Source organism: Chitinophaga skermanii, from assembly GCF_003259335.1.
Lineage (GTDB): Bacteria > Bacteroidota > Bacteroidia > Chitinophagales > Chitinophagaceae > Chitinophaga > Chitinophaga skermanii.
The window spans coordinates 562,415-584,898 of sequence record NZ_QLLL01000003.1 but is presented as its reverse complement, the minus strand read 5'-3'; the positions used below and the strand labels follow the sequence as shown (position 1 = coordinate 584,898).

Below are 22,484 nucleotides of genomic sequence, written 5' to 3'. Positions count from 1 at the left end.
GGGCTTTACATTAAAAAATACTGTAGATGCAAGGCTTAGCTAGCAATTGTAATAACAGGCTGCAGCGTGATACACTTGTTTACAGATTCCATCAACTTCATTGGATCAAACGGTTTGCGGATGTATTCAGCAACTTTGTACTCCAAGCTGTTGTTGTGAGCGTTCGCTTCTTCGGCACCAGACAATACGATCACAGGAATGTTATCATACATTTCGTTACCGCTTAAGTATCTTACCAACTCCCATCCGTCGATATTCGGCATTTGAATATCTGTGATAATCAAATCAGGCTTGTTACCCTTTGATAACCACATCATAGCCGTTAAGCCATCTGGGGCGGAAAACACTTTGTACTGTTTACCTAGAATAGATTCGAGTAAAAATCGAATTGGGGCACTATCATCAACAACTAAAATTGTCTTTTTCATTTATAGGTGTTTACTAATAAAAAACGCATTGTTAAACCGGTGTGTACAAGCCAAGCGATTTTGGTATTTAATTATACTTTGCTTTGTACAAGCCCGATCTTTCAAGGATAAGCCGTTAAAATTTAGGCACGCGATTAGTAAAACGCATACGAATAGCTGTATGTCATTTGATTAATTCACGGTTTTTTTATTAGGTTCTTTATAGGGTCAATGTCGGCATTGAGTTAAAATTACTTGCCAGGTTTTTTAAAGGAAGAGGTCTTGATATGATATTGATATGTCTTAAACTTACGATGGTAAAATTATTAATAATTGGCAATACTTGCAAATCTTATCAAAAAATTTTCAAAACCATCATTTCACTCGCACTTTGTACTAATTGTTCCCCAAAAGTATATAAACCGTATTTTCATAATATATCCAAATTGGTAAATGGACTATTTTTTCTCGTGAATGGTCAGAATTCGCGCGTGAGTGTTTTGAAATGAGATATTGCCGCAGGTCTTTTTCTAGGAAGGTTCAATTTTGTTATTTAATTTGGCGCCTTATTAGCCCCCAATGCGCCTATGACAGCAATTACTATCATATTTTACATCACGTTATTCATCGTTTTTTATAATTACGTCGGCTACGGTGTATTATTGTATATACTGGTGAAAATAAAGTACTTAGTTAAAAAACGGCCTGTTTTCGATCCAGCTTTCGAACCAACGGCTGCTCTTATCATCGCAGCGTATAACGAAGCAAGCTTCATAGAAGAGAAAATTAAGAACACCCTTTCACTCGACTACCCTACCGGTAAACTACAGATCATTTTCATCACCGATGGTTCTTCAGACGGTACCCCCCGCATTATAGAACGTTATTCACAAGTAACATTATTACATAAACCTGAACGCGCAGGTAAAACGGCTGCACTTAACCGTGCAATGGAAACCGTGCAAGCCGAGATCGCCATTTTTTGCGACGCTAATACATTATTAAACAAGGAGGCGATCCGGAATATTGTTAAACATTATGCTGATGTTCAAACTGGTGGTGTTGCCGGGGAGAAGAAAGTAATTGCCCTCGATTCTGAGAATGCTGCTGGCACCGAAGGGATTTATTGGAAATACGAATCAGCCCTGAAGAAATGGGATGCTCAATTATATTCCGTGGTAGGTGCGGCTGGGGAGCTATTTAGTATACGAACAAAATTGTATGAACCCGTAGAGCCGGGTATTATATTGGACGACTTCGTGATTTCGTTACGCGTTAACCTAAAAGGCTACCGCGTAGCCTACGCGCCCGATGCATACGCCATGGAAACACCTAGCGGTAACATGCGCGAAGAAGAGAAGCGTAAAATAAGAATAAGCGCCGGTGGCTTCCAAGCTATTGGTAAACTGGGAGCTTTACTACAATTTTGGAAGCATCCCCTACTAACTTGGCAATATATTTCACACCGTGTACTCCGTTGGACGCTGAGTCCTTTATCGCTGCCATTGTTATTGGTGTCGAACATTATATTACTACTTACCTCACCTAATTGGTTTTATATGTGCGTGATGGCGGGTCAAGCATTGTTTTATGTATTGGCTATAGCGGGTTTCATTTTATCTAGGAGAAATATTAAACACAAAGCCGTATATATTCCTTATTACTTCTTGTTCATGAATATAGCTGTGTACCAAGGATTTTGGCGCTTCATACGCAAAAAACAAGCCGTTACATGGGAAAAAGCAAATAGACAAACCGCTACAACTGCGGCTTAGCATATAAGTAATTGATACAACAACTATTAAAGTAAGATTAAGGCATGCCTTCTGCAAAAAGTTTGAACCTCCCGCCTATTAAGGAAAATGGGCAACAATCGTTTTTAAACTACATCAATAATTTCCGAGGATTCGTGATTTTGTTGGTGGTAAGTATTCATATATTACTTGAATGGCCAACAGGTTCTAAAACCAAGCTGGTATTTGATATTATCTTCCAGGATTGTACCATTATGTTTGTATTCATGTCGGGTTACTTGTTCCAATACCTCGGGCATAAATTTGAGTACAAATCGTACTTAAAGAAGAAACTACAAAATGTTATCATCCCCTATTTTATCATATCGATACCAATTCTTGTGTACCGTTTGTATTTCAAGGATGTTCCGGGTATTGTAACGACTTTGTACCCGAACTTTGAGAATTGGTCGCTCGGGCAACAGTTAATATATTATATAACCAGGGGCGCGCACATGCCTCAGTTGTGGTTTATTCCAGTAATAGCAATTTATTATTTATTGGCGCCTGTATTCATTACAATCGATCGTAACCCTAAGCTGTATTGGGTTTTATTGTTGTTAATGGCCGTGTCGATGTACGTACAACGCGGCGAAAACTTAAGTGATACACCAAGAACTGCGACGTACTTTGCTTCTGCTTACGTGTTTGGGATGTTTATGAGTAGATATAAAAACCAGTATTTAGCCTTCGCAAAAAAAACTTGGGTATTTATCACTGCTTTAACCCTCGCTGCCTTTGCAGCATGTTATTACTTTGAGATTATTGCTGGTCCTTGGATGTATTTGCAGAAGATGTTGTGTTGTGGTTTCTTTATTTATTGGTTTTGGAAGTTGGATGCACACGTGCCGAAGATATTCGCCACGTTGGCTTCTTTGAGTTTCGGGATTTACTTCTTGCATTATTATTATGTTTTGATAGTGAGGAAGGTGGGCGAGAAAATTGTAGGTGGATTAATCCCCGGTAATATCTTGAATTGGGTGATTAGTTTTTCCCTAGTGATGATATTAACCACGGTAACGATCATCATCATTAAAAAAATAACGGGAAAAAACAGCCGGATTTTAATCGGGTGCTAATGTCAATTATCTCCCGAAAACAACCATTTATACAATTATTTTGTAACGGCGTTGCAGTTGAATTAGTCGCTAGCACCGCTTATCAAATTGAAAATATATCGCCCCGGTATTAAAATGTAATTTTTTGTAATGTGATAAGTATTGTAAAACAGGAATCAGCTAATTAAATATTTTGTAATATTAAATATATTTTACATCTTTGATCTAGGTTATTACTGTTGCGTTTAATTTGTAAAATCAACTTTTCGCCGCCAATTATATGTATTTTACCAAGTTAAGTGCACATTGAAAGGATTAATGTATAACTTGCGATCAATTTCCTGGAAATTTTAGACGAATACACACCGCGTTATCATTTTTTGTGAAATTGTTTAGAGCATGGATACATATGTATTTTGCCGACTAATAATTATCTAACCTCATTTCCTATTTAAGAACCTCACGGTTATTACGCTACAACGTAATGTTGCCCCATGTGTAATTAACTGAATATTTCTACCACATCCCATGGAAGATCTGAGTAATGGATCCAAAGGGCACCTTATTGCCTAAAGGGTTTCATACAAGCGTAAAAAAATACAATCATTACCAGGTTTTTCAACAATTAGTGTATGAAAAAATTCTACCACCTACTTACCCTGTTAATGCTCATCAGCATGGCGAATGCTTTTGCGCAAACAGGTGTACTCAACCCGGCCGACCCGATTGTGAAGTACAATGCGGCGTCGCCCCCGGCAGCTCCAAATTTCAACCAATTAACAAAATGGGTTAAGACCGACCGTGTAGGTTTTAACACCGACGACTACAAATGCTACATTTACAAAGGCGTTCAATTTAGGTTAAAATTCCCCAAGAGTTATCAGCACGGCGTGAACGATGGAAAGACGTATCCACTAATTATCTTTTTTCATGGTGTAGGCGAAGCCGGTACTAACTATGATAACGAGTATTCCCTTTACCATGGTGGTCAATTACACGCGCAAAAAGTAAACGATGGTAGTTTTGATGGATTCTTATTTTATCCACAAAACGACAATGGTTTCTATGGTGCAGGCGATTACAGTACAATCGCTGAATTGATCAACAACTATTTCGTTCCAGAAGTTAAAGTTGATCCGAACAGGATCATTGTTGAAGGCTTATCAGGTGGCGGTTCTGCTACTTGGGAGTTTATGATTGCATATCCAAAATTAGTAGCTGCAGCGGGACCAATTTCCGCGGCATCTTTAAGTTTTGGTAACTCAGCCAATTCGTTCAAGTATACTTCGGTTTGGAACTTCCAAGGTGGCGATGATACCAACCCAGATCCTGGTACATCTCAAGCTTTGCAAAACACAATTTTAGGTGTGGGTGGTAATATCAAGCGTACTGTGTATCCTGGTGTGGGACATGGTTGCTGGTATAACGCGTGGGGTGAAAGTGATTTCTTCCCATGGGCTAACCGCGCTAACAAAACAAATCCTTGGCCATTATATGGCAAAACAATCTTTTGTCCTAACGAAACTATCAATGTTACCCTTGGCGTTACTGCCGGTTTTGATGGTTACGAATGGATGAAGAACGACACATTGATTGCAGGCGCTACGGGTAATACCATTGTAGCTACAACGCCAGGTGTGTATAAAGCACGCTTGAAACGTGGTAGCGATTGGAGTTATTGGTCGCCTATCCCGGTTACTATTTCAGTAAGAACCGGTACCCCTCCTCCTGCCATTTCAGTTGTACCAACATTATCTAGTAACGTGATTCCAACACCAGCCGGTGTGAACAGCGTTCAAATGCGTGTACCTACCGATTATCTCGGTTTTAAATGGAAGAAAACTTCTGATACAGCTACCACATTAGGTACTTCAAATGTTTACAATGCCACTAGCGCAGGTAACTACATTGTGCAAGTAACCGATTTACAAGGCTGTAATAGTGCACAATCGAATCCTTACTTAGTTGTAAATGCTGCAGGTAACAATGCACCACCGGCTGCTACAGGTTTAACGGCTGTTGCTGTGAATGAAAGTTCAATCCGCTTATATTGGAACGAAAACCCTGCACCGCAATATGATGAAACAGGTTTCGAAGTTTACAGAACGTCAACGCCTGGTGCTAACTACCAATTGGTCGGTATTGTTGGTCAAGGTGTATTAACGTTTACCGATATCAACCTTTCTCCAAACACGCAATATTACTATATCGTTCGTGCAGTAAACGGTAATGGTGCTGCTGCTGTTACACCAGAAGCAACTACTACTACGGAAAATGGTAGCGTAAAACCTCCATCTGCCCCAGGTAATCTTACTGCCAGCAATATCACACCTACGTCTATGCAACTCAATTGGACTGCATCTGTAGGTGAAGTTGCTATCTCCAAGTATGATATTTATATAAACGGTGTGAAAACTTATACGATCGATGCACCAGCAACTACTTATGGTTTGTATGGTTTAACGAATCGTACTGTATATAACATCACGATCAAAGCCCGCGACGTCCGTGGAAATACTTCTGCGTCAAGCAATCAATTGACTGTTGCTGCTAAGTTGAATGGTTTGAATTACAAGTTCTATACTACTCCAACTGCTTGGTCACAATTACCAAACTTCAACACCCTTACACCGGTAAAAGAAGGCGTGGTAAATAACGTAAGTGATTTATCACCGGCTACACAAGGCGATAACTTCGGTTTCTTGTGGACAGGTTATATGAACATCCCAGCTACTGGTAACTATACATTCGAATTGAAATCGGATGATGGTAGTGCGTTTTACCTTGGCGATTATAACCCAACAGGTACGCCAACGATTAACCACGACGGCTTACATGGTTCTACTTATTCTTCTCCTGTTACACTTTACTTAACCAAAGGGCTACAGAAAGTAGCATTTGCGTTCTTTGAAGCTGGTGGTGGTCAAGATATGGCTATCTGGTGGTCGAACACACCAACAGGTATCACAACGCGCCAATTGGTACCAAATTCAGTATTTAACGATACGCTTACAATGCCAACAGGAAAACCTGCGAATCCAACTTCATTGGTGGCCACTTCTCCTGCTTATAACAAAGTGAACTTATCGTGGAACGATAATAGCAATAACGAATCTGGTTTCGAAATCTACCGTGCTACAGCAAGCGCTGGACCTTTCGTCGTGATTGCTACGAATAATGCGAATGTGAAAACATACGTTGATTCCCTGGTAAACGCAAGCACACAGTATTTCTACCGTGTACAAGCAATCAACTCCAGTGGTTCTTCTAACTTCATTTCCGCTAACACAACTACACAAGCGTTACCTGCAGTACCGGCGGCAGCTACGAATTTATTAGCAACAGCAGCAAGTACTACATCTGTAAACGTAACTTGGAACGATGTAGCTACAAATGAATTGGCATACGAAGTGTACCGTTCTCAACCTAACAACAGCAACTATATGTTGTTGAAAGTGTTGCCAGCGAATACAACTAGCTATGTTGATGAAGATTTGTTCTCTAACAGTACTTATTATTATAAAGTACGTGCAAGAAATGCTGGTGGTAATGGTAACTATTCTAACGAAAGTTCGGCTACTACTAAGAATAATATTCCTGTTATTAATACCAATATTGGTAATCGTACAATGCGTTACGGTACGCAAATGGTAATTGAAATCACTACTAGCGATGCTGATGGTGAACAATTAACATACTACGGTTCCAATATCCCATCGTTTGGTTTCTTAAACGATAACGGAAATGGTACGGCTACTTTGGCATTCAACCCAACGAGCACCGATCAAAATACGTACAACAATATTGCGGTTTCTGTATATGACCAACATGGAGGTGCTGATACAATTACGTTCAACCTTGTTGTAAACGACAACTTTGTACCTGCATTAACAGCGATTTCAAACGTTACGTTGAACGAAGCTGCTACTAGCACTGTGAACCTTACAGCAAGTGATGATAATGCAGCTGATGTATTAACATGGACAGCTACTGGTTTACCTAGCTTTGCTACTTTAACAACAAGCAATAGAACAGCGTCTATCGCATTAGCACCGGGTTATAGTGATAACGGTACTTACCCTATTACTATTACTGTTAACGATGGCAATGGCGGTGTAGATACTAAATCTTTCACGATCACTGTAAACGATGTTAACCCGAACCAAAAAATCTACGTTAGCTTCGGTGGCTCTGGTAATACTGCTGCTGCTCCTTGGAATAGAACAGCAAAAGCGCCGGCTATCAACGACCACTTCCAAAACTTGAAAGATGCTAACAACGTTACAACTACGTTGGGTATCAAAGTGGTAACTAACTGGCAAAACATTGGTGGTGGCGATGCTACTAACTTGTTAGGTGTAAATACCGGTAATAACTCTGGCATTTACCCGGATGCAGTTATCAGATCTGCTTATTGGACACAAAACGCTAAGCAAACAATCAAATTAACTGGTTGCCAGCCTAACTTCAAGTATACATTTACTTTCTTTGGCAGTAGAACAAACCCAGGCGGTGCCGGCCCTCGTTTAACGCGCTACACCATCAATGGTACAGCGGTTACTTTGGATGCGATTGGTAACTCCACCAACACGGTAGCAATCAATAACGTATTGCCTACAGCTGGTGAAATCACAATCGATATCGAAAATACCAACAACGAATACGGTTACCTCAACGCCTTGGTTATTGATGCATTGTACGATGATGGCAACCCTCCTGCTAAACCACGTAACGTATCGGCTGAAACAGTTGCTAACGGCGTGAAAGTAAACTGGGTGGATGCTGCATTCAATGAATCGGCATATTATGTATATCGTTCAACTTCTAAAGCGGGTACTTATACTTTGTTGAACAGTGGTGCTACAAATGCTAACGCAGTAACATATACAGACGCTACTGCTGTTGCAAACACTACCTACTTCTACTACTTACAAGCCATTAATAGTTACGGAGCTTCAGCTTCTTCTGATACCGTTTCAATTAAAGCAGCTAATAAAAACCCAATCATTGCAAATATTCCTGCTGTATTAGCGAAAACTGATACAACGATCTATGTACCTATTTCAGTTTCCGACGATCCAGGAGAAGCGATCACTTTAAGCTCTAGCACTTTACCTGTTTTTGCTACCTTGGTAGATAACGGTAACGGTTCTGGTAACTTAATCTTAGCGCCCAATAGCTTGCATATTGGTAAATACACAATTAACATTACAGCTACCGACGTGAACGGTGGTTCCGATACAAAAACAGTGTCAGTAACAGTAAAAGATAAAAACCTTACTTCTTACTACATCAATTTCAATAACTCGGACCCTGCAGCTGCTCCTTGGAACAACTTTAATAAGCTGCCAACTGCCGGCGCTGCTATTGCAAACGTAACGGATGAAACAGGTGCTGCTACTTCAATCGGCGTAACAGTTGTAAATGCTTTCACGGGTGCGAACGACTTAGGTGCTGTAACTGGTAATAACTCAGGTGTTTATCCTGATGCAGTAATGAAAACAGCTTACTACGAAGAAACAACGACCGCGAAGAGCGTGAAATTTACTGGCTTAGATGCCAATAAAAAATACAACCTCGTGTTCTTTGGTAGCCGTGGTGCTGTAACCGATAATAGAAGCACTAACTACACAGTAGGTTCAACTACAGTTACGTTGAATGCAGCAAGCAACACTACTAACACTGTTCAAATTAACGGCGTAAGCCCAACCAATGGCGAAATTACCTTCTCTGTTCAAAGAGGTACTGGTAGCAGCTATGGTTACTTAGGTGCGGTTGTTTTACAAGGTTATGTTGACAATGGCATTCCTCCTGCTCCTACTGCTTTACAAGCATTAAGTCCAAACCGTACTTCTGTAACATTAAAATGGCAAGATAAAACGAGCGACGAGATCGGTTTCGAAATCTACCGTTCTACTACCTTGTTGGGTACGTATACTTTGGTAACAACTACTGCTGCCAATGTAACTACTTACACAAACACTGGTTTAACTGCCAATACGAAGTACTACTATAAAGTACGTGCTAAGATCAGCACTACATCATTCTCAGATTATAGCAATGTGGCCGTTATCACTACGTTGAAATACGGTGTGTATGTGAACTTCTCTGTAGATTATGGTGCTGCTGCTCCTTGGAATAACACGAACATCTTGCCTTACTTGGGTCAGCAAATTGTGAACCCAACCGACGACGATGGCAATGGTACAGGCATGCTCATTACCACTATTAGAAACTTCACCGGTACAAACAACGTGGGTATGAACACGGGTAACAACAGCGGTGTAGTTCCAGATAACGTAATGAGAGAGTCTTACTACCTCGATCGTGGTGATACAGCTATCTTACGTGTTAGCGGCTTGAACCAATCTTTGGTATACTCATTCACCTTCTTCGGCAGTAGAAATGGTGCCGGTGATAGAACAACGGTTTACCAAATTGGAACAACTACAGTTAACCTCAATGCAGCACTTAATACAGCTAATACTGTTACGATCCATAAAGTAGTACCAAACAGCGATGGCGAAATCTTCATCCGCGTGTATGGTTCTGCGGCTAGCCAATACGGTTACCTAAATGGTTTGATTGTTCAAGCTTCAAACAACGACGGTACCGGTGCTGAAAATGGTATGACGGTTTACGCTAAGAAGAATGTGTTGAGAGATATGGAAATGGCTGCTAAAAATAGCAAAGAGAGCGCAGTGAAGGGTCATAGTTTTGAATTGTTGAATGCGTTCCCGAATCCTTTCCAACAAGATCTGTACTTGACGATGTCGAAAGATGGTAACCCAAGCAGAATAGCTGGATTGTTGTACGATATGACAGGTCGCCTTGTTCACGCAGAAGTGTTTGGTTCATTCAGTGGAACAAACCAATCTAAAGTGAACGTTCCGGCCAACTTACCTCCGGGTATGTATTTATTACAAATTTTAGTCGACGGTAAAGCTGAAAAAACAGTCAAGTTGATTAAACGATAATATTTCCTGGGTTGAAAAAATCCGGTTTTATTAACCGGATTTTTTCAGCTCTATCTTATTAAATTCTTTTTTATATTAAAGAATAGATTTATATGGATTTGATTTACCTCTTTAAGTCGCTGTTACGCAGAAAATGGATTATTATCATTTGTACCATTTCGGCAGTGATATTGGCATTTTTGTTAACGCTCAATCAACCTCAACTATATCGCTCTGTAGCGCAAATTGCAACAGGTTTTACCACTTCAGGCGAACAGGTGAAATTGCGCGATGAAGGGTTTAACATCTACGAAATTGACGTGAAGTTTAATAACGTAGTGGAAGCTATGCGTTCTCCTAAAGTATTAGGATTACTTTCCTATCACTTAATGATTCACGATCTCGAAAACCCAGCTAAGCCTTTCCGTACTTTAAACTCGGACCAGAAAGCGAAGGAAGCTGCCCTTAAGATTGACCGCGCGAAAGTTGTGGACATCCTAAAAGGCAAATACGCCAAAGAAAAATTATTAAGCTCTTTCGATCCAGAAGAAAGAAAAATCATCGAGCTCATTAAGATCTATAAATACGATCTCGAAAACCTCCGTAAATTCTTATGGGTAAGCCGCGTTCAAAGAACCGACTTTATCGATATCGAATTCAACTCATCGAACCCCGAATTATCGGCCGATGTAGTAAACCAAGTAGCGGCAGAATTTATTCGTACCAACGAATCTAGCCGCACCCAAAATACGATCAAATCTATCGACGCCCTCGATGTACTCGTTCGCCAGCAAAGAGAAGAGCTCGACTCTGCTCTAATGCGCCTGCGCTCTCGTGGTACGATCGATGTTTCGTTGGAGTCTACCAATAAACTTGAACAAATCAGCAACTACGAAAACCGTATTGCCGATGAACGTTCTATCCTAAATACCGCGCGCCTTAGCTTGCAAGAAATCAATCTTAAAATCGCGGAAATGGATAGAAGCAATTCTAGCTCTATTTCGGCTCCTAGCTCTATTAACAGCGAAGTGTCGACTGCAAAAGCTTTGATGAACAGGGCTTATTCAGATTATTTGAACTCCGGCTCGAGAGATGCAGAGCTGAAAGCGAAATATGAACGTTTAAAAGATGAGTACAATAAAAAATTGTCGCAATTAACCAGCACTACGCCTTCGGCAAGTGTGGGCCCTACAGTTACAAAGGCCGATTTGTTACAAAAACGTTCCGATCTTTCTATTCAAATTTCTACAGCGGAAAGTAATATCGAAGACTACCGCAATAAAATTGGATCGCTCAACAGTAGCATCGGTGCCGTTGCTTCTCGTGGCGCGAACAATATTGCGTTGCAGAAGGAAGTTGACTTAGCACAAGCCGAATACGAAAACGTAAAATCTCGTTACGATGCAGCAGCGAATTCTAAAATCGCGCCATCCGATAACTTCCGCCAGATTTTGTTTGGTCAACCTGCTGTTGAACCTGAACCTAGCAAACGTTTAATCATCCTCGGTTTAGCGGGCATGAGTATGTTTGTATTCTGTTGTATCGCGCTTATCTTCTTGGAGTATATTGATGTATCGATCAAAACACCTTCTCAATTCACAAAATCAGTGGATTTGAAAATGGTCGGTGTAGTGAACAAGGTGAATATGAAGAAAACGTCTATTACGAATATCTTCGCCAACCCCGATTCTAAAGAACCCGATGAGGTAATCTTCCGCGAACATTTACGCAAACTCCGCTACGAACTAGAATCCAGCAACCAAAAAGTATTCTTGTTCACCAGCGCACGCCCGGGTGAAGGTAAAACGACCATCATCAAAGCTTTAGCTAACAGCTTAAGCTTAAGTAAAAAGAAAGTTTTATTAATCGATACCAATTTCTCTCACAACTCGCTCACGCAAATTTTCGATGCAGCGCCTACGTTAGAGAAATTCCATGTGCAATGGAAAGATGGTCATATCGTAAATAGCGATAAACTAATTTCTGCCAGTGGAGTCGATTATGTAGATATAATTGGTTGCGAAAGCGGGCATTATACGCCAACAGAAGTGATCAACAGAAATAACATCTTGCATCATTTGGGTGCCCTCAAGAATGAATATGATTATATTTTCTTAGAAGGCGCAGCGCTGAACGGGCGTTCCGACAGTATGGAATTATTACAATATGTCGACAGCGTTATTTCTGTTGTTTCCGCCCGCTCTTCCATCCGTCAAACCGATAAAGAATCTATCGCTTTCTTACAAGGTTTGAACGGTAAATATACCGGCGCCGTACTGAATTATGTAGAACTGGAAAATATCGATTTGTAACGAATCGTATAACCGCGTACACAAATGAAGTTTAACCTCTTTAATAGTTCAATTGTCAACAATAGCCGCTTGCCATGGGTCGACTATGCACGCGGCATTGCCATTATTCTCGTCCTTTACCGCCACATTTTCGAGGGCTTTTTAAGGGCGATTCCTGGCACGGATGCTTATGATTATTTGGAACATGCGAATATTATTTTCTATAGTTTCCGTATGCCATTGTTTTTCATCTTATCGGGTGTATTCATTGGGCGTAGTTTAGCAAAACGTAGTGTAGGTACCATTGTAAAGAACAAATTCAATATTCTGCTTTGGCCATATTTAGTTTGGTCGGTATTACAAGTAACGCTGCAAATCGCGTTATCGAAATACGTGAATGCGGATCGGACCTGGCACGATTATACCTACATTGCCCTATTTCCCCGGCGGATCGACCAGTTTTGGTATCTCTATGCTTTATTCAATGTAACTGTTTTATACGTTTTATTACGACAAAAACTCAAAATTGGGTACCAGTTGCTATTAGGTGCTGCCATGTACTTTACATCCAGTTACCTAACGCGCCATCAAATCGATATTGGTTTCGTATATGATATCCTGCATTATTACATGTTCTTCGCTTTTGGTGATTTGATTGCGGATTATATGTTGAACAAGGAGAAGTATAAATTATATGGCTCTTGGCAGGTCTTCGGTGTTTTATTGCCCATCTTCATCGTGGGGCAATATTACTTTTTACAGGAAAATTTAATGATGAAGGATTATGAATTCGTAGAAGCATACCAACCGATCTTATTTATTGTGATTGCGGTTACGGGATGTGCTTTTATGGTGAACATAGCCTTTATGTTACAGCAATACAATGTGCTGAAAGCCTTAAGGGTTGTCGGTTACCACTCGATGTACATTTATGTATGCCACGTACTAGTAGCTTCGGCAACACGCGTGCTATTAGTAAAAGCAGGTATGACGTACATCCCGTTAATGCTGGCTATCTGTTTAGTAACTGCCCTTATTGTACCTATTATCGTGTATAACATCGCGATGCAAATTGGTGCATGGTGGTTGTATAGTTTGGAACGGCCAGAAAAGAAAACAGTTCAACCCAACCCGCAATTAGTCAAATAATGGAGCAAGAGAAAAAATATAGCTATTGGTTGTCATCGGGCATCTACAGCGGTTTGCAAAAACTAGCGGTGTTGTTCTTTGGCTTCGGTAGTATGCTCATACTCGTTCGCCATCTTACGAAAGATGAAATGGGTATATGGAGCTTGTTTTTGGTGATGACAGGCTTGATTGAAGTTATTCGCACTGCGCTCATCAAAAACGGTTTAATTAAGTTCCTCAATAGCACCCAAAAGGAAGAGCACGTTTTCGTGAATTCTGCCGCAATGTGTTTAAACATTGGCATCACCTTAGCCTTTGGCTTAGCGATCGCTACCCTATCGGTGCCATTAAATAACTTGCTGAAAGCACCGGCCCTAACACCGGTATTATATAAGTTTTTACCCGGTTTGTTGTGCTTAATTCCCTTCTCTCATTTCGAGTGGATTCAGAATGCTAATGCCGATTTTAAAGGGGTATTCTTCGCCTATTTCATGCGCCAAGGAACAGCCTTCGGGTTAATTGTCGCACACTTGTTTACGCAAGGTAGTGTAACGCTCGATTCATTGATATTGTATTACAACATTGGGATCGTAGTGGGAACAGCTGCTTCTTATTACTTCGCGCGGAAGTTCTTGTTAAGAAATTTCGTGGTGAAGAAGGAATGGATATTGAAATTATGGCATTTCGGGAAGTATGTGTTTGGAACGAATTTCAGCGCTATGGTGTTTCGAAATACGGACCAATTCATTGTGTCGTCATTTTTCTCTCCGGCGGCTGTAGCCTTGTATAGTGTATGTGTGCGTATCAGCAATTTAGTAGATGTGCCTTCGCAGGTGCTAGGTGATATTTTGTTCCCTAAAAGCGCGAAAGTGATGGAGGAAGGTAACATTGGTAAAGTAAAGTACCTCTATGAAAAAGCAGTAGGCGCCTTATTGGCCATTGGGTTACCGGTCAGTATTTTCATTTTTTGCTTGCCTAAGTTCGTGCTATGGGTGATAGCAGGACAGGAATACATGGAAGCAGCATACCTATTGCAAATCACGATGGTGTATGGCCTGTTTCTACCCTTCGTAAAACAATTCGGAACCATTATGGATTCCACGGGGCACCCGCAATGGAACTTTACGGTGCTTACAGTAACCGCTGTGATTAACATCGGTATCTGCTACGTATTCGCCAAGTATTTCGGGTTACAAGGGGCGGCCTTGGCTACTCTTACAACGTATATTTTATCCTTTGCTGTGATGCAAACGATTTTACATAGAAAGTTCGGTGTACAAGTAGGCAACGTGTTTAAATACATGTTCCAATTCTACCCCGACATGTTACAGATTGTTCAACAACGCCTGTTATGGAAATGGAAAACGAGATAATGCAAGGCAGAGATATTGTTATGGTGGGCTTGCAACCTTGGGACGTGCCAATTGGAAGTAATTGTAAGAATATCGCGATGGAATTATCGCGCTATAACCGCGTGTTATATGTTAACCGTGCGCTCGATCGCATTTCATCTATTCGCGATAAAAACGACCCTATCACGATCGCTCGTATGAAAAGCATTCGTCGAGAGGTCGATGATATCAATGAAGTACATCCTAATTTATTCGTATTGAACCCGCGAACGATAGTAAGTTCTGCTAATTGGGTACCTACGGATATGTTGTTCGATTACTTCAACTACAGAAATAATAAAAGTATTGCCAAGGAAATCCAACAAGCTATGAAACGCTTGCAGTTCGTTGATCCTATTTTGATAAACGACAGCGATTTCTTCCGTGCCTTCTATATGGATGAATTGTTGCCCGGGTTTGCCGCCACTGTATACTACATCCGCGACAACCTCGTGAGTCAACCGTATTTCCAAAAGCATGGCGTTCGCCTAGAACCCAAACTAATGGCTAAAAGCACAATGGTGGCTGCTAATTCAGCCTACCTCGCCAATTATGCTAAGCAACATAATCCAAACAGCATCGACATCGGTCAAGGTTGCGAGTTCGATCACTTTATCGTAAAACGCGCGCCCGAAAAACCATTCGGAATGCAAGGCATCAACGGCCCATTAATCGGGTATGTAGGTGCTTTAATGTCGGCCCGGCTAGACATCAACATTATTAAAACCATCGCGCAAGCGAATACGCAATGGCAAGTGATTTTAGTGGGGCCGGAAGATGAAAGCTTCCGCCAAAGCGAGTTGCACAATATGCCCAATGTACATTTCCTTGGACCACAACCCGCGCATACACTCGCCGATTACATTTACCATTTCGATGTGTGTATGAACCCGCAAGCGCTGAATGATATGACGATCGGGAACTATCCCCGTAAAGTAGACGAATACTTGGCTATGGGCAAACCCGTTGTAGCAACCAAAACTGCTGCCATGGAAATGTTCGCGCCGTATACATACCTATGCGAAAATGCCAACGAATATGTGCAAGCTATCGGTAACATTTTACGTATGCCTGTTGATCTACCTGTGATCGAGGCACGTAAAAAATTCGCCTTATCGCACACTTGGCCCGCATCAGTAGGAAAAATGTGCCAACAACTGAAACAGATCTTAGAACAACAAAACAAACGTACATGGCCGACGATAGGTTTAGCAACGATCGAATCTTAGAGATACTCGTCACCATTTTCGTGTTGTTCGTAATGGTAGCGATTTGTTTGAAAATTTTATTCTTTTAAAACATCGATTCAAGCGTGCTGAAATTAGCAAAACATACGTATAACAGTTTTACCAAGTGGGTGTACAATGTGCTGTACGACCAAGTTTACCAACGTAAACTCAATTCTCCATTGGGTTATATGACACTCCTATTTGTGTCGTTGGTGATCGCGGTAGGTGTTGCAAAAATACATTTCTTAGTAGGCATTGGTATTGTAGCAGGATTGATTGGTATTGCTACGGTATTCGCCTGTTTATTCGAAACCAAGCTAGGCTTTTACTTGTCGACCGGGGTCTCCTTCTTCGTTTTCTATCTCAACCGGATGGTGAACGATGCTTTACCCGTTGGTATCTTGATCGACGTGATGATCTTCATGAACTTCACCGGCATTTACTTCCGTAAAACGCTTATCCGCGAACGCTACTGGCAATATTCGAAGAACCCGATTACCTATATCTACTTCATTTACTTGGCATTCATGCTCGTAGAAGCATTCAATCCTTCCATGTATTCTATTGGTGGTTGGATATTCGCTTTTAGAAAGTACCTCAACTTCATGATGATCTACTTTGTAGCACTGCACGTATTTGAGTCGTTCGATGATGTAAAGCAGTTCTTCAAAATTTGGTTATCTCTTTGTGCCTTATCAGGCTTTTACGGGGTGTTCCAACAATGGGTGGGCCTCTTACCTTTCGAAGAATACTGGGTAGTTAGTGACCCATTAAAATACCGCCTTTATTTCCAAGGGGGTACCATTCGTAAGTTCTCGTTCTTAAGTGATCCTACTTCGTATGGTATCTTAATGGCTAGTACCGCGCTTTCTGCCATTGCATTAGCCATGGGGCCGGTTAGTAAAAAACATCGTCGCTATTTATTAATAGGTGCTTTGGGGATGATGCTAGGAATGGCTTTCTCTGGTACAAGAACAGCCTATGCTATGTTACCGGCGGGCTTGGTATTGTATATTATGATGACGATCACCAGTCGTAAAACCTTGGCTTTCGCCATTATTTCTACCATGGTATTCGTGGTGGTAATATTTGGTCCTTTCCATAGTAACGGCACTATCAACCGTATTCGCAGTACGTTCCAGTCGGAAGATGAATCGTTGAACGTGCGTGATGTGAATCGACATTATATTCAGCCCTATATCTGGCGCCACCCATTAGGTGGTGGTATGAGTACAAGCGGTGTAGGTGGTGAGATCTACAATCCTGGTCACCCCTTAGCGGGTTTCCCACCAGATAGTGGGTTCTTGAAAACTGCGTTAGAAGCAGGATGGGTAGGCTTGATTTTGGGTTGTATTTTATACTTCATTGTGATGCAAACGGGGATAAGGCAATATTACCGAACCCGTAATCCCGAACTGCGAACATACTACTTAGCCATCATGGTTAACATCTTCTCGATGATCATTGCCAACTATGCCCAAGTGGCCATTGGCCAAATTCCAGGCGCATTTATGTTCTACGGCTCCTTAGCCATGATCATCAAATTGCGTTCATTCGATACAAACACACAAACTGAAAATAAATCTGTACTTAATAAAACCGAGTTAAAATGAAAAAAGCATTCGCTGTATTGTTTCTAAGTGTAACGTTTGCTACAACCCATGCACAAACGCAGACCGCTGCCACTCAATTGAATCCCCCAACGGTTACCATCCGTGAGAAGTTGGTAGAACTAGCATTACATGGCCCCCTCGTGCGTGGTGCTGAAGCAGAAAAACAAAGAGCGCAACACATCGTTACCCGTGAAAAAGCGCAATGGTTGAACTACGTCATCGTAAGTATCAACATGAACGAAGTATCCCTTAATACGGTAGATCGTTCACAATTAGGAAACCTTTATTACCCGCTATGGAACGTTGGTATTAACGTGCCATTAGGTTCTTTCTGGTCGAAAGCCAGTGAAGTAAAAATCGCAAAACGTGGCGTGGAAGCTGCCGATGCTAAAAAAGAAGCAGCTGAACGTTCTATTAGGACGCTCGTATTGTCGAAATACGAAGACTTCCTCATGAAACGCGAACTCCTCAAATTGCAAAACGAAATCGCTGAAGATGATTATGCTGCTTTCACACAAGCAGAACAGAAATTCTCTACGGGCACCATTACGTACGAAGCATATAGCGCTGCTTCTAAAACCTATAATGCCGAACTAGTAAAGAAAATCATGTATGAACGCGATTTAGCTGTTGTAAAATTGGAAATCGAAGAAATCATCGGCCTCCGTTTCGATGACGTATTATCCCAATACCCGCAGCAATAATTTTAGTTACGTAGATACGTAACCGTTAGTATTGACCACTTATTACTTTGAATCATGAGAATTGCAGCTTTATTATTAATAGTGATGCTGTTTTCCGGAATACACCGAATACACGCCCAACGCCACCAAACTAAAATCGACATTCGCCTATCGCCTTGGCACACCAACGGGGCTTTAGTGCAACTACCCGATGACTATGCCACTGCCAATAAGAAGTACCCACTTATCTTATTCCTCCATGGCAAAAGCAAGTCGGGTACCGATTTAAGTCGACTAGCCTTGGAAGGTATCCCGTACTGGCTCGATAAAGGTGCCAAACTCGATGCTGTAAACCCAGTAGATGGCAAGCTCTACAAGTTTATCGTCGTGTGCCCACAAGCCTTAGAATGGGGCCTTAAACCCGAGCAGCTCAGTAGCGTGCTCGACCAGATCATTGCCAAGTACCGCGTAGATACTACCCGTATTTACATCACCGGTTACAGCGCCGGTGGATGGGCTTCCGTGATGGCCATCACAGAATCACTGAAACTAAGTAAACGCTTCGCGGCAGCTATACCCATGTCGCCCTCGGCGATCGACGATAAAAACTTATACCATTTCAGGAACACCGCTATTGCCGGTGTACACTGTTGGTATTTTGGTGGTAGTGACGAGCTTTTCTTCTTAGAAAATGCCCAACGATATGCCGATAGCACGAATAAATACCAAGAGGGTTTAGCCCGTGTAACGATCACCCCTTTCCGCCATTGTTGTTGGAAAGAATTGTATGATCCTAACTTTAGACAAGAAGGTATGAGTATATACGAGTGGCTACTACAATTTAAACGCGAGTAAGCGATTGTTTATACACTAGTCGATATGAAAAGGTTCTCTCCCCAATAGAGAGCCTTTTGTATTTTACAGGCAGTGGCCCCAACTATTTCTTGCCCATAATAGAAGCACGGTGTTCCATACCCCAATTAATCATTACCTCCAGCACCGGCCGAATGGCATATCCAGAAGACGTAAGTTCATAATCAACTGTTACTGGTTTCGAATCATTCACTTTCCGGGCTACAATCCCGTTAATTTCCAATTCCTTGAGTTCCTTCGACAACATACGTGGGTTAATGGTAGGAATATTCCTTTCAATCTCAGAAAACCGCTTTTTACCACTCAATAGAGAAGCCATGATAGGCAGTTTCCATTTCCCGCTAATAACATTGAGTGTATCGTTTAAGGCAAGTACAAGTTTGCTTTCACATAATTCGGCGTCGTTTACGAGTAATTTTTCCATGGGACAATTATAATAACTATACTGAAGTATAGCACTATACAAAAGTATAGTACTTACTATTTTATAGTAAAGCTATGTACTTTTACATCGTCAAACAAAACCTTTCAATAGGGAAATACGATGGAACGAAAAGAATTTATGCAAGCTATGATAGGATTAACAACGATGGGTACTTTGGGTGGATTGAAGACTTTAGCAGATGCTTTGCCTAAGCAAAGCAAAAAGATGCCGGTGCTTTTCACCTCTCATGGTAGCCCTATGGATATACCGCTGTCGAAAGAAGAGCGGCCGTTTTGGAATACTTTGTATGAACTAGGTAAAGTATTACAAACGAAATACGAGATAAAAGCCGCCTTGGTTATCTCTGCACACTGGTGTACAAAGGGCACTTTTGTGAATATATCACAAGAGCAAACCCAAATCTACGATTACTACGGCTTCCCTCCAGAATATTACAATGTAAAATACCACGCCAAAGGCGCCCCAGGAATAGCGCAAGAAGTAACAAAAATAATCCCATCGGTACACGCTACCGAAGATTGGGGCTTAGATCACGGCGCATGGCCCATGCTCATGCACCTCATCCCCAACGCCAACATCCCGATTTTTCAAATGAGTATCGACTATTACGCCAAACCCGAATATCATTATGAATTAGGAAAACAGCTACAGTCTCTCAGGGAAAAAGGCATCCTAATCATAGGCTCCGGCTCCCTCATCCATAATCTCCAGTTAGTAGGTCAAAAACTACAACGCGGCGACTACACCCCTTTCGGCTGGGAATTAGAATACGATCATTGGATTAAACAACAACTCGACAACCGTAATTTCACCAACATCATCAACTACGAAACAAGCCACAAACTGGGCAAACTAGCCGCCCCCACGCCCGACCATTTCGTCCCCGTCCTCTACAGCCTCGGCCTCATGGACAAAAAAGACGAAATCAAACACTTCTACGACCACACCATCAACCTCCCCGCCTTCAGCGAACGAAGCTTCATGCTCGGCGACTGGTCATAATAAAGAAAGAAGAAAAGAATCAACATACAAGCTATCTCCCCAAAGAGATAGCTTTTTTTCACCCCCACCCCCCACATACCACATACCCACCCACAAAACAGGCACCACAAAGAACGAATGCCCTTCACCACAGTAGCACCGAAGCCCCATCAACATCCCGATAAAACGGCGACGCAGTCTTTCGCCGTTTTTCCTCCTTTCTTTGGTTACTTTCTTTGGAGAAGCAAAGAAAGTAACAAATAGGATAAAAGAAATTTGAAAAACCTCGAATCCCAATCGTAAACCACCTTCGTAGAAATAAGAAAGGCTGCCACCTTTCGGTACAGCCTTTCCTAACAAATGATGATGTAAGCATTTTTATAAGCCAAAAGCAGCTTTCACTTTATCTACATAGTCGAGTTTCTCCCATGTAAACAACTCTACTTCCACTTTTTTCTCGTTTTTCTTGCCTGCGTTGAACACCTTCGTTACTACTTGGTTTTCACGGCCCATGTGCCCATAAGCAGCTGTTTCCGAGTAGATTGGATTACGAAGTTTCAATCTTTGTTCGATAGCGTAAGGACGAAGATCGAAAATTTCTTCGATTTTACGTGCAATAGCGCCATCATTCATATTTACTTTTGAAGTACCGTAAGTGTTAACGAACACACCACAAGGTTTCGCAACGCCAATAGCGTAAGAAACTTGTACGAGAATTTCGTCGGCAACACCTGCCGCTACTAAGTTTTTAGCGATATGACGGGTTGCATATGCAGCAGAACGATCCACTTTAGAAGGATCTTTACCTGAGAAGGCACCACCACCATGCGCACCTTTACCACCGTATGTATCTACGATGATTTTACGACCGGTTAAACCTGTATCACCGTGTGGACCACCAATCACGAATTTACCGGTTGGGTTAATGTGATATGTGATTTGATCGTTGAACAACGCTTGTAATTCCGGTTTCAATTGCGCTTTTACACGCGGGATGAGGATGTTGATCATGTCGGATTTGATCTTAGCCAACATCGTTTCATCTTGATCGAAATCGTCGTGCTGAGTAGAAATTACAATGGTATCGATTCTAATCGGCGTATTATCGTCAGAATATTCAATCGTAACTTGGGATTTAGCATCTGGGCGTAAATAAGTGATCTCTTTATTCTCGCGGCGTACTGCTGCTAATTCGATCAATAATTTATGCGCCAAGTCTAAAGCCAAAGGCATGTAGTTTTCCGTTTCTTTCGTCGCGTAACCAAACATCATACCTTGGTCACCTGCACCTTGTTCTTCTGGGCTTGTACGGTCAACACCTTGGTTAATATCTGGCGATTGCTCGTGAATCGCTGATAAAATACCACAAGAGTTGGCTTCAAACATATATTCACTCTTCGTGTAACCGATTTTACGGATCACGTCGCGTGCAATGTCTTGCACATCAAGGTAAGCTTCTGATTTCACTTCACCGGCTAATACGACTTGACCGGTTGTTACGAGGGTTTCACAAGCGACTTTAGATTTGCTGTCGTATGCCAAAAAGTTATCGATCAAAGCGTCGGACACTTGGTCTGCAACTTTATCTGGGTGACCTTCTGATACTGATTCTGAGGTAAAAAGATAAGGCATGTAA

The 22,484-nt window shown here is 41.6% G+C and carries 14 protein-coding genes; 11 read left to right on the top strand and 3 right to left on the bottom strand.

Going from position 1 to position 22,484, the window contains the following annotated elements:
- Positions 1–35 precede the first annotated feature (35 nt).
- Positions 36–428, bottom strand: coding sequence for a response regulator (locus LX64_RS10170; protein ID WP_111597522.1), 393 nt, complete (start codon positions 426–428; stop codon positions 36–38).
- Between the two features lie 566 nt (positions 429–994).
- On the opposite strand from LX64_RS10170, the gene LX64_RS10165 reads away from it, so the two are divergent.
- The 10 genes from LX64_RS10165 (at position 995) to LX64_RS10120 (ending at position 19,404) form a co-directional block, all read left to right on the top strand.
- Positions 995–2,182 carry a glycosyltransferase family 2 protein gene (locus tag LX64_RS10165; protein WP_211324786.1) on the top strand — a complete coding sequence of 396 codons (1,188 nt, stop codon included), beginning with the start codon at positions 995–997 and terminating at the stop codon, positions 2,180–2,182.
- A 44-nt stretch (positions 2,183–2,226) separates the two neighbouring features.
- The gene (locus LX64_RS10160) at positions 2,227–3,279 is read left to right on the top strand and encodes an acyltransferase family protein (RefSeq protein WP_111597521.1); all 1,053 of its coding nucleotides are present in this window, start codon (positions 2,227–2,229) and stop codon (positions 3,277–3,279) included.
- A gap of 611 nt (positions 3,280–3,890) precedes the next feature.
- Entirely contained in the window at positions 3,891–10,235 is a 6,345-nt protein-coding gene (locus LX64_RS10155) for a fibronectin type III domain-containing protein (protein WP_111597520.1), read from the top strand.
- A 92-nt stretch (positions 10,236–10,327) separates the two neighbouring features.
- Positions 10,328–12,526: an exopolysaccharide transport family protein gene (locus LX64_RS10150; protein ID WP_111597519.1), complete on the top strand. Its 2,199-nt coding sequence runs from the start codon at positions 10,328–10,330 to the stop codon at positions 12,524–12,526.
- A 24-nt stretch (positions 12,527–12,550) separates the two neighbouring features.
- The gene (locus LX64_RS10145; protein WP_111597518.1) at positions 12,551–13,654 is read left to right on the top strand and encodes an acyltransferase family protein; all 1,104 of its coding nucleotides are present in this window, start codon (positions 12,551–12,553) and stop codon (positions 13,652–13,654) included.
- Entirely contained in the window at positions 13,654–15,006 is a 1,353-nt protein-coding gene (locus LX64_RS10140) for a flippase (RefSeq protein ID WP_111597517.1), read from the top strand. Before LX64_RS10145 ends, LX64_RS10140 begins: the two co-directional genes overlap by 1 nt.
- Positions 14,985–16,253: a glycosyltransferase gene (locus tag LX64_RS10135; RefSeq protein ID WP_245952614.1), complete on the top strand. Its 1,269-nt coding sequence runs from the start codon at positions 14,985–14,987 to the stop codon at positions 16,251–16,253. Before LX64_RS10140 ends, LX64_RS10135 begins: the two co-directional genes overlap by 22 nt.
- Before the next feature lie 83 nt (positions 16,254–16,336).
- Positions 16,337–17,866: an O-antigen ligase family protein gene (locus tag LX64_RS10130; protein ID WP_111597516.1), complete on the top strand. Its 1,530-nt coding sequence runs from the start codon at positions 16,337–16,339 to the stop codon at positions 17,864–17,866.
- Complete coding sequence (locus LX64_RS10125) at positions 17,863–18,570, top strand: TolC family protein (protein ID WP_111597515.1); 708 nt, start codon at positions 17,863–17,865, stop codon at positions 18,568–18,570. The genes LX64_RS10130 and LX64_RS10125 overlap by 4 nt, the downstream gene beginning before the upstream one ends.
- 54 nt (positions 18,571–18,624) lie before the next feature.
- Positions 18,625–19,404, top strand: coding sequence for a carboxylesterase family protein (locus tag LX64_RS10120; RefSeq protein ID WP_111597514.1), 780 nt, complete (start codon positions 18,625–18,627; stop codon positions 19,402–19,404).
- 82 nt (positions 19,405–19,486) lie between these two features.
- Here the strand turns inward: LX64_RS10120 and LX64_RS10115 are convergent, their stop codons facing one another.
- Positions 19,487–19,846: a winged helix-turn-helix transcriptional regulator gene (locus LX64_RS10115; RefSeq protein WP_111597513.1), complete on the bottom strand. Its 360-nt coding sequence runs from the start codon at positions 19,844–19,846 to the stop codon at positions 19,487–19,489.
- Between the two features lie 120 nt (positions 19,847–19,966).
- Between LX64_RS10115 and LX64_RS10110 the strand changes: the two genes are divergently transcribed.
- Entirely contained in the window at positions 19,967–20,869 is a 903-nt protein-coding gene (locus LX64_RS10110; RefSeq protein WP_111597512.1) for a dioxygenase family protein, read from the top strand.
- 357 nt (positions 20,870–21,226) lie between these two features.
- Here LX64_RS10110 and metK read toward each other — a convergent pair whose 3' ends face one another.
- Positions 21,227–22,480, bottom strand: coding sequence for a methionine adenosyltransferase (gene metK, locus LX64_RS10100; protein WP_111597510.1), 1,254 nt, complete (start codon positions 22,478–22,480; stop codon positions 21,227–21,229).
- Between the last annotated feature and the right edge of the window lie 4 nt (positions 22,481–22,484).

Bases quoted from the DNA above. Each gene is read 5' to 3' on its own strand.
- LX64_RS10160 (WP_111597521.1), top strand. From the start codon at position 2,227: ATGCCTTCTGCAAAAAGTTTGAACCTCCCGCCTATTAAGGAAAATGGG.
- LX64_RS10150 (WP_111597519.1), top strand. From the start codon at position 10,328: ATGGATTTGATTTACCTCTTTAAGTCGCTGTTACGCAGAAAATGGATT.
- LX64_RS10115 (WP_111597513.1), bottom strand. From the start codon at position 19,846: ATGGAAAAATTACTCGTAAACGACGCCGAATTATGTGAAAGCAAACTT.
- LX64_RS10155 (WP_111597520.1), top strand. From the start codon at position 3,891: ATGAAAAAATTCTACCACCTACTTACCCTGTTAATGCTCATCAGCATG.
- LX64_RS10110 (WP_111597512.1), top strand. From the start codon at position 19,967: ATGGAACGAAAAGAATTTATGCAAGCTATGATAGGATTAACAACGATG.
- LX64_RS10140 (WP_111597517.1), top strand. From the start codon at position 13,654: ATGGAGCAAGAGAAAAAATATAGCTATTGGTTGTCATCGGGCATCTAC.
- LX64_RS10135 (WP_245952614.1), top strand. From the start codon at position 14,985: ATGGAAATGGAAAACGAGATAATGCAAGGCAGAGATATTGTTATGGTG.
- LX64_RS10125 (WP_111597515.1), top strand. From the start codon at position 17,863: ATGAAAAAAGCATTCGCTGTATTGTTTCTAAGTGTAACGTTTGCTACA.
- LX64_RS10165 (WP_211324786.1), top strand. From the start codon at position 995: ATGACAGCAATTACTATCATATTTTACATCACGTTATTCATCGTTTTT.
- LX64_RS10145 (WP_111597518.1), top strand. From the start codon at position 12,551: ATGAAGTTTAACCTCTTTAATAGTTCAATTGTCAACAATAGCCGCTTG.
- metK (WP_111597510.1), bottom strand. From the start codon at position 22,480: ATGCCTTATCTTTTTACCTCAGAATCAGTATCAGAAGGTCACCCAGAT.
- LX64_RS10170 (WP_111597522.1), bottom strand. From the start codon at position 428: ATGAAAAAGACAATTTTAGTTGTTGATGATAGTGCCCCAATTCGATTT.
- LX64_RS10120 (WP_111597514.1), top strand. From the start codon at position 18,625: ATGAGAATTGCAGCTTTATTATTAATAGTGATGCTGTTTTCCGGAATA.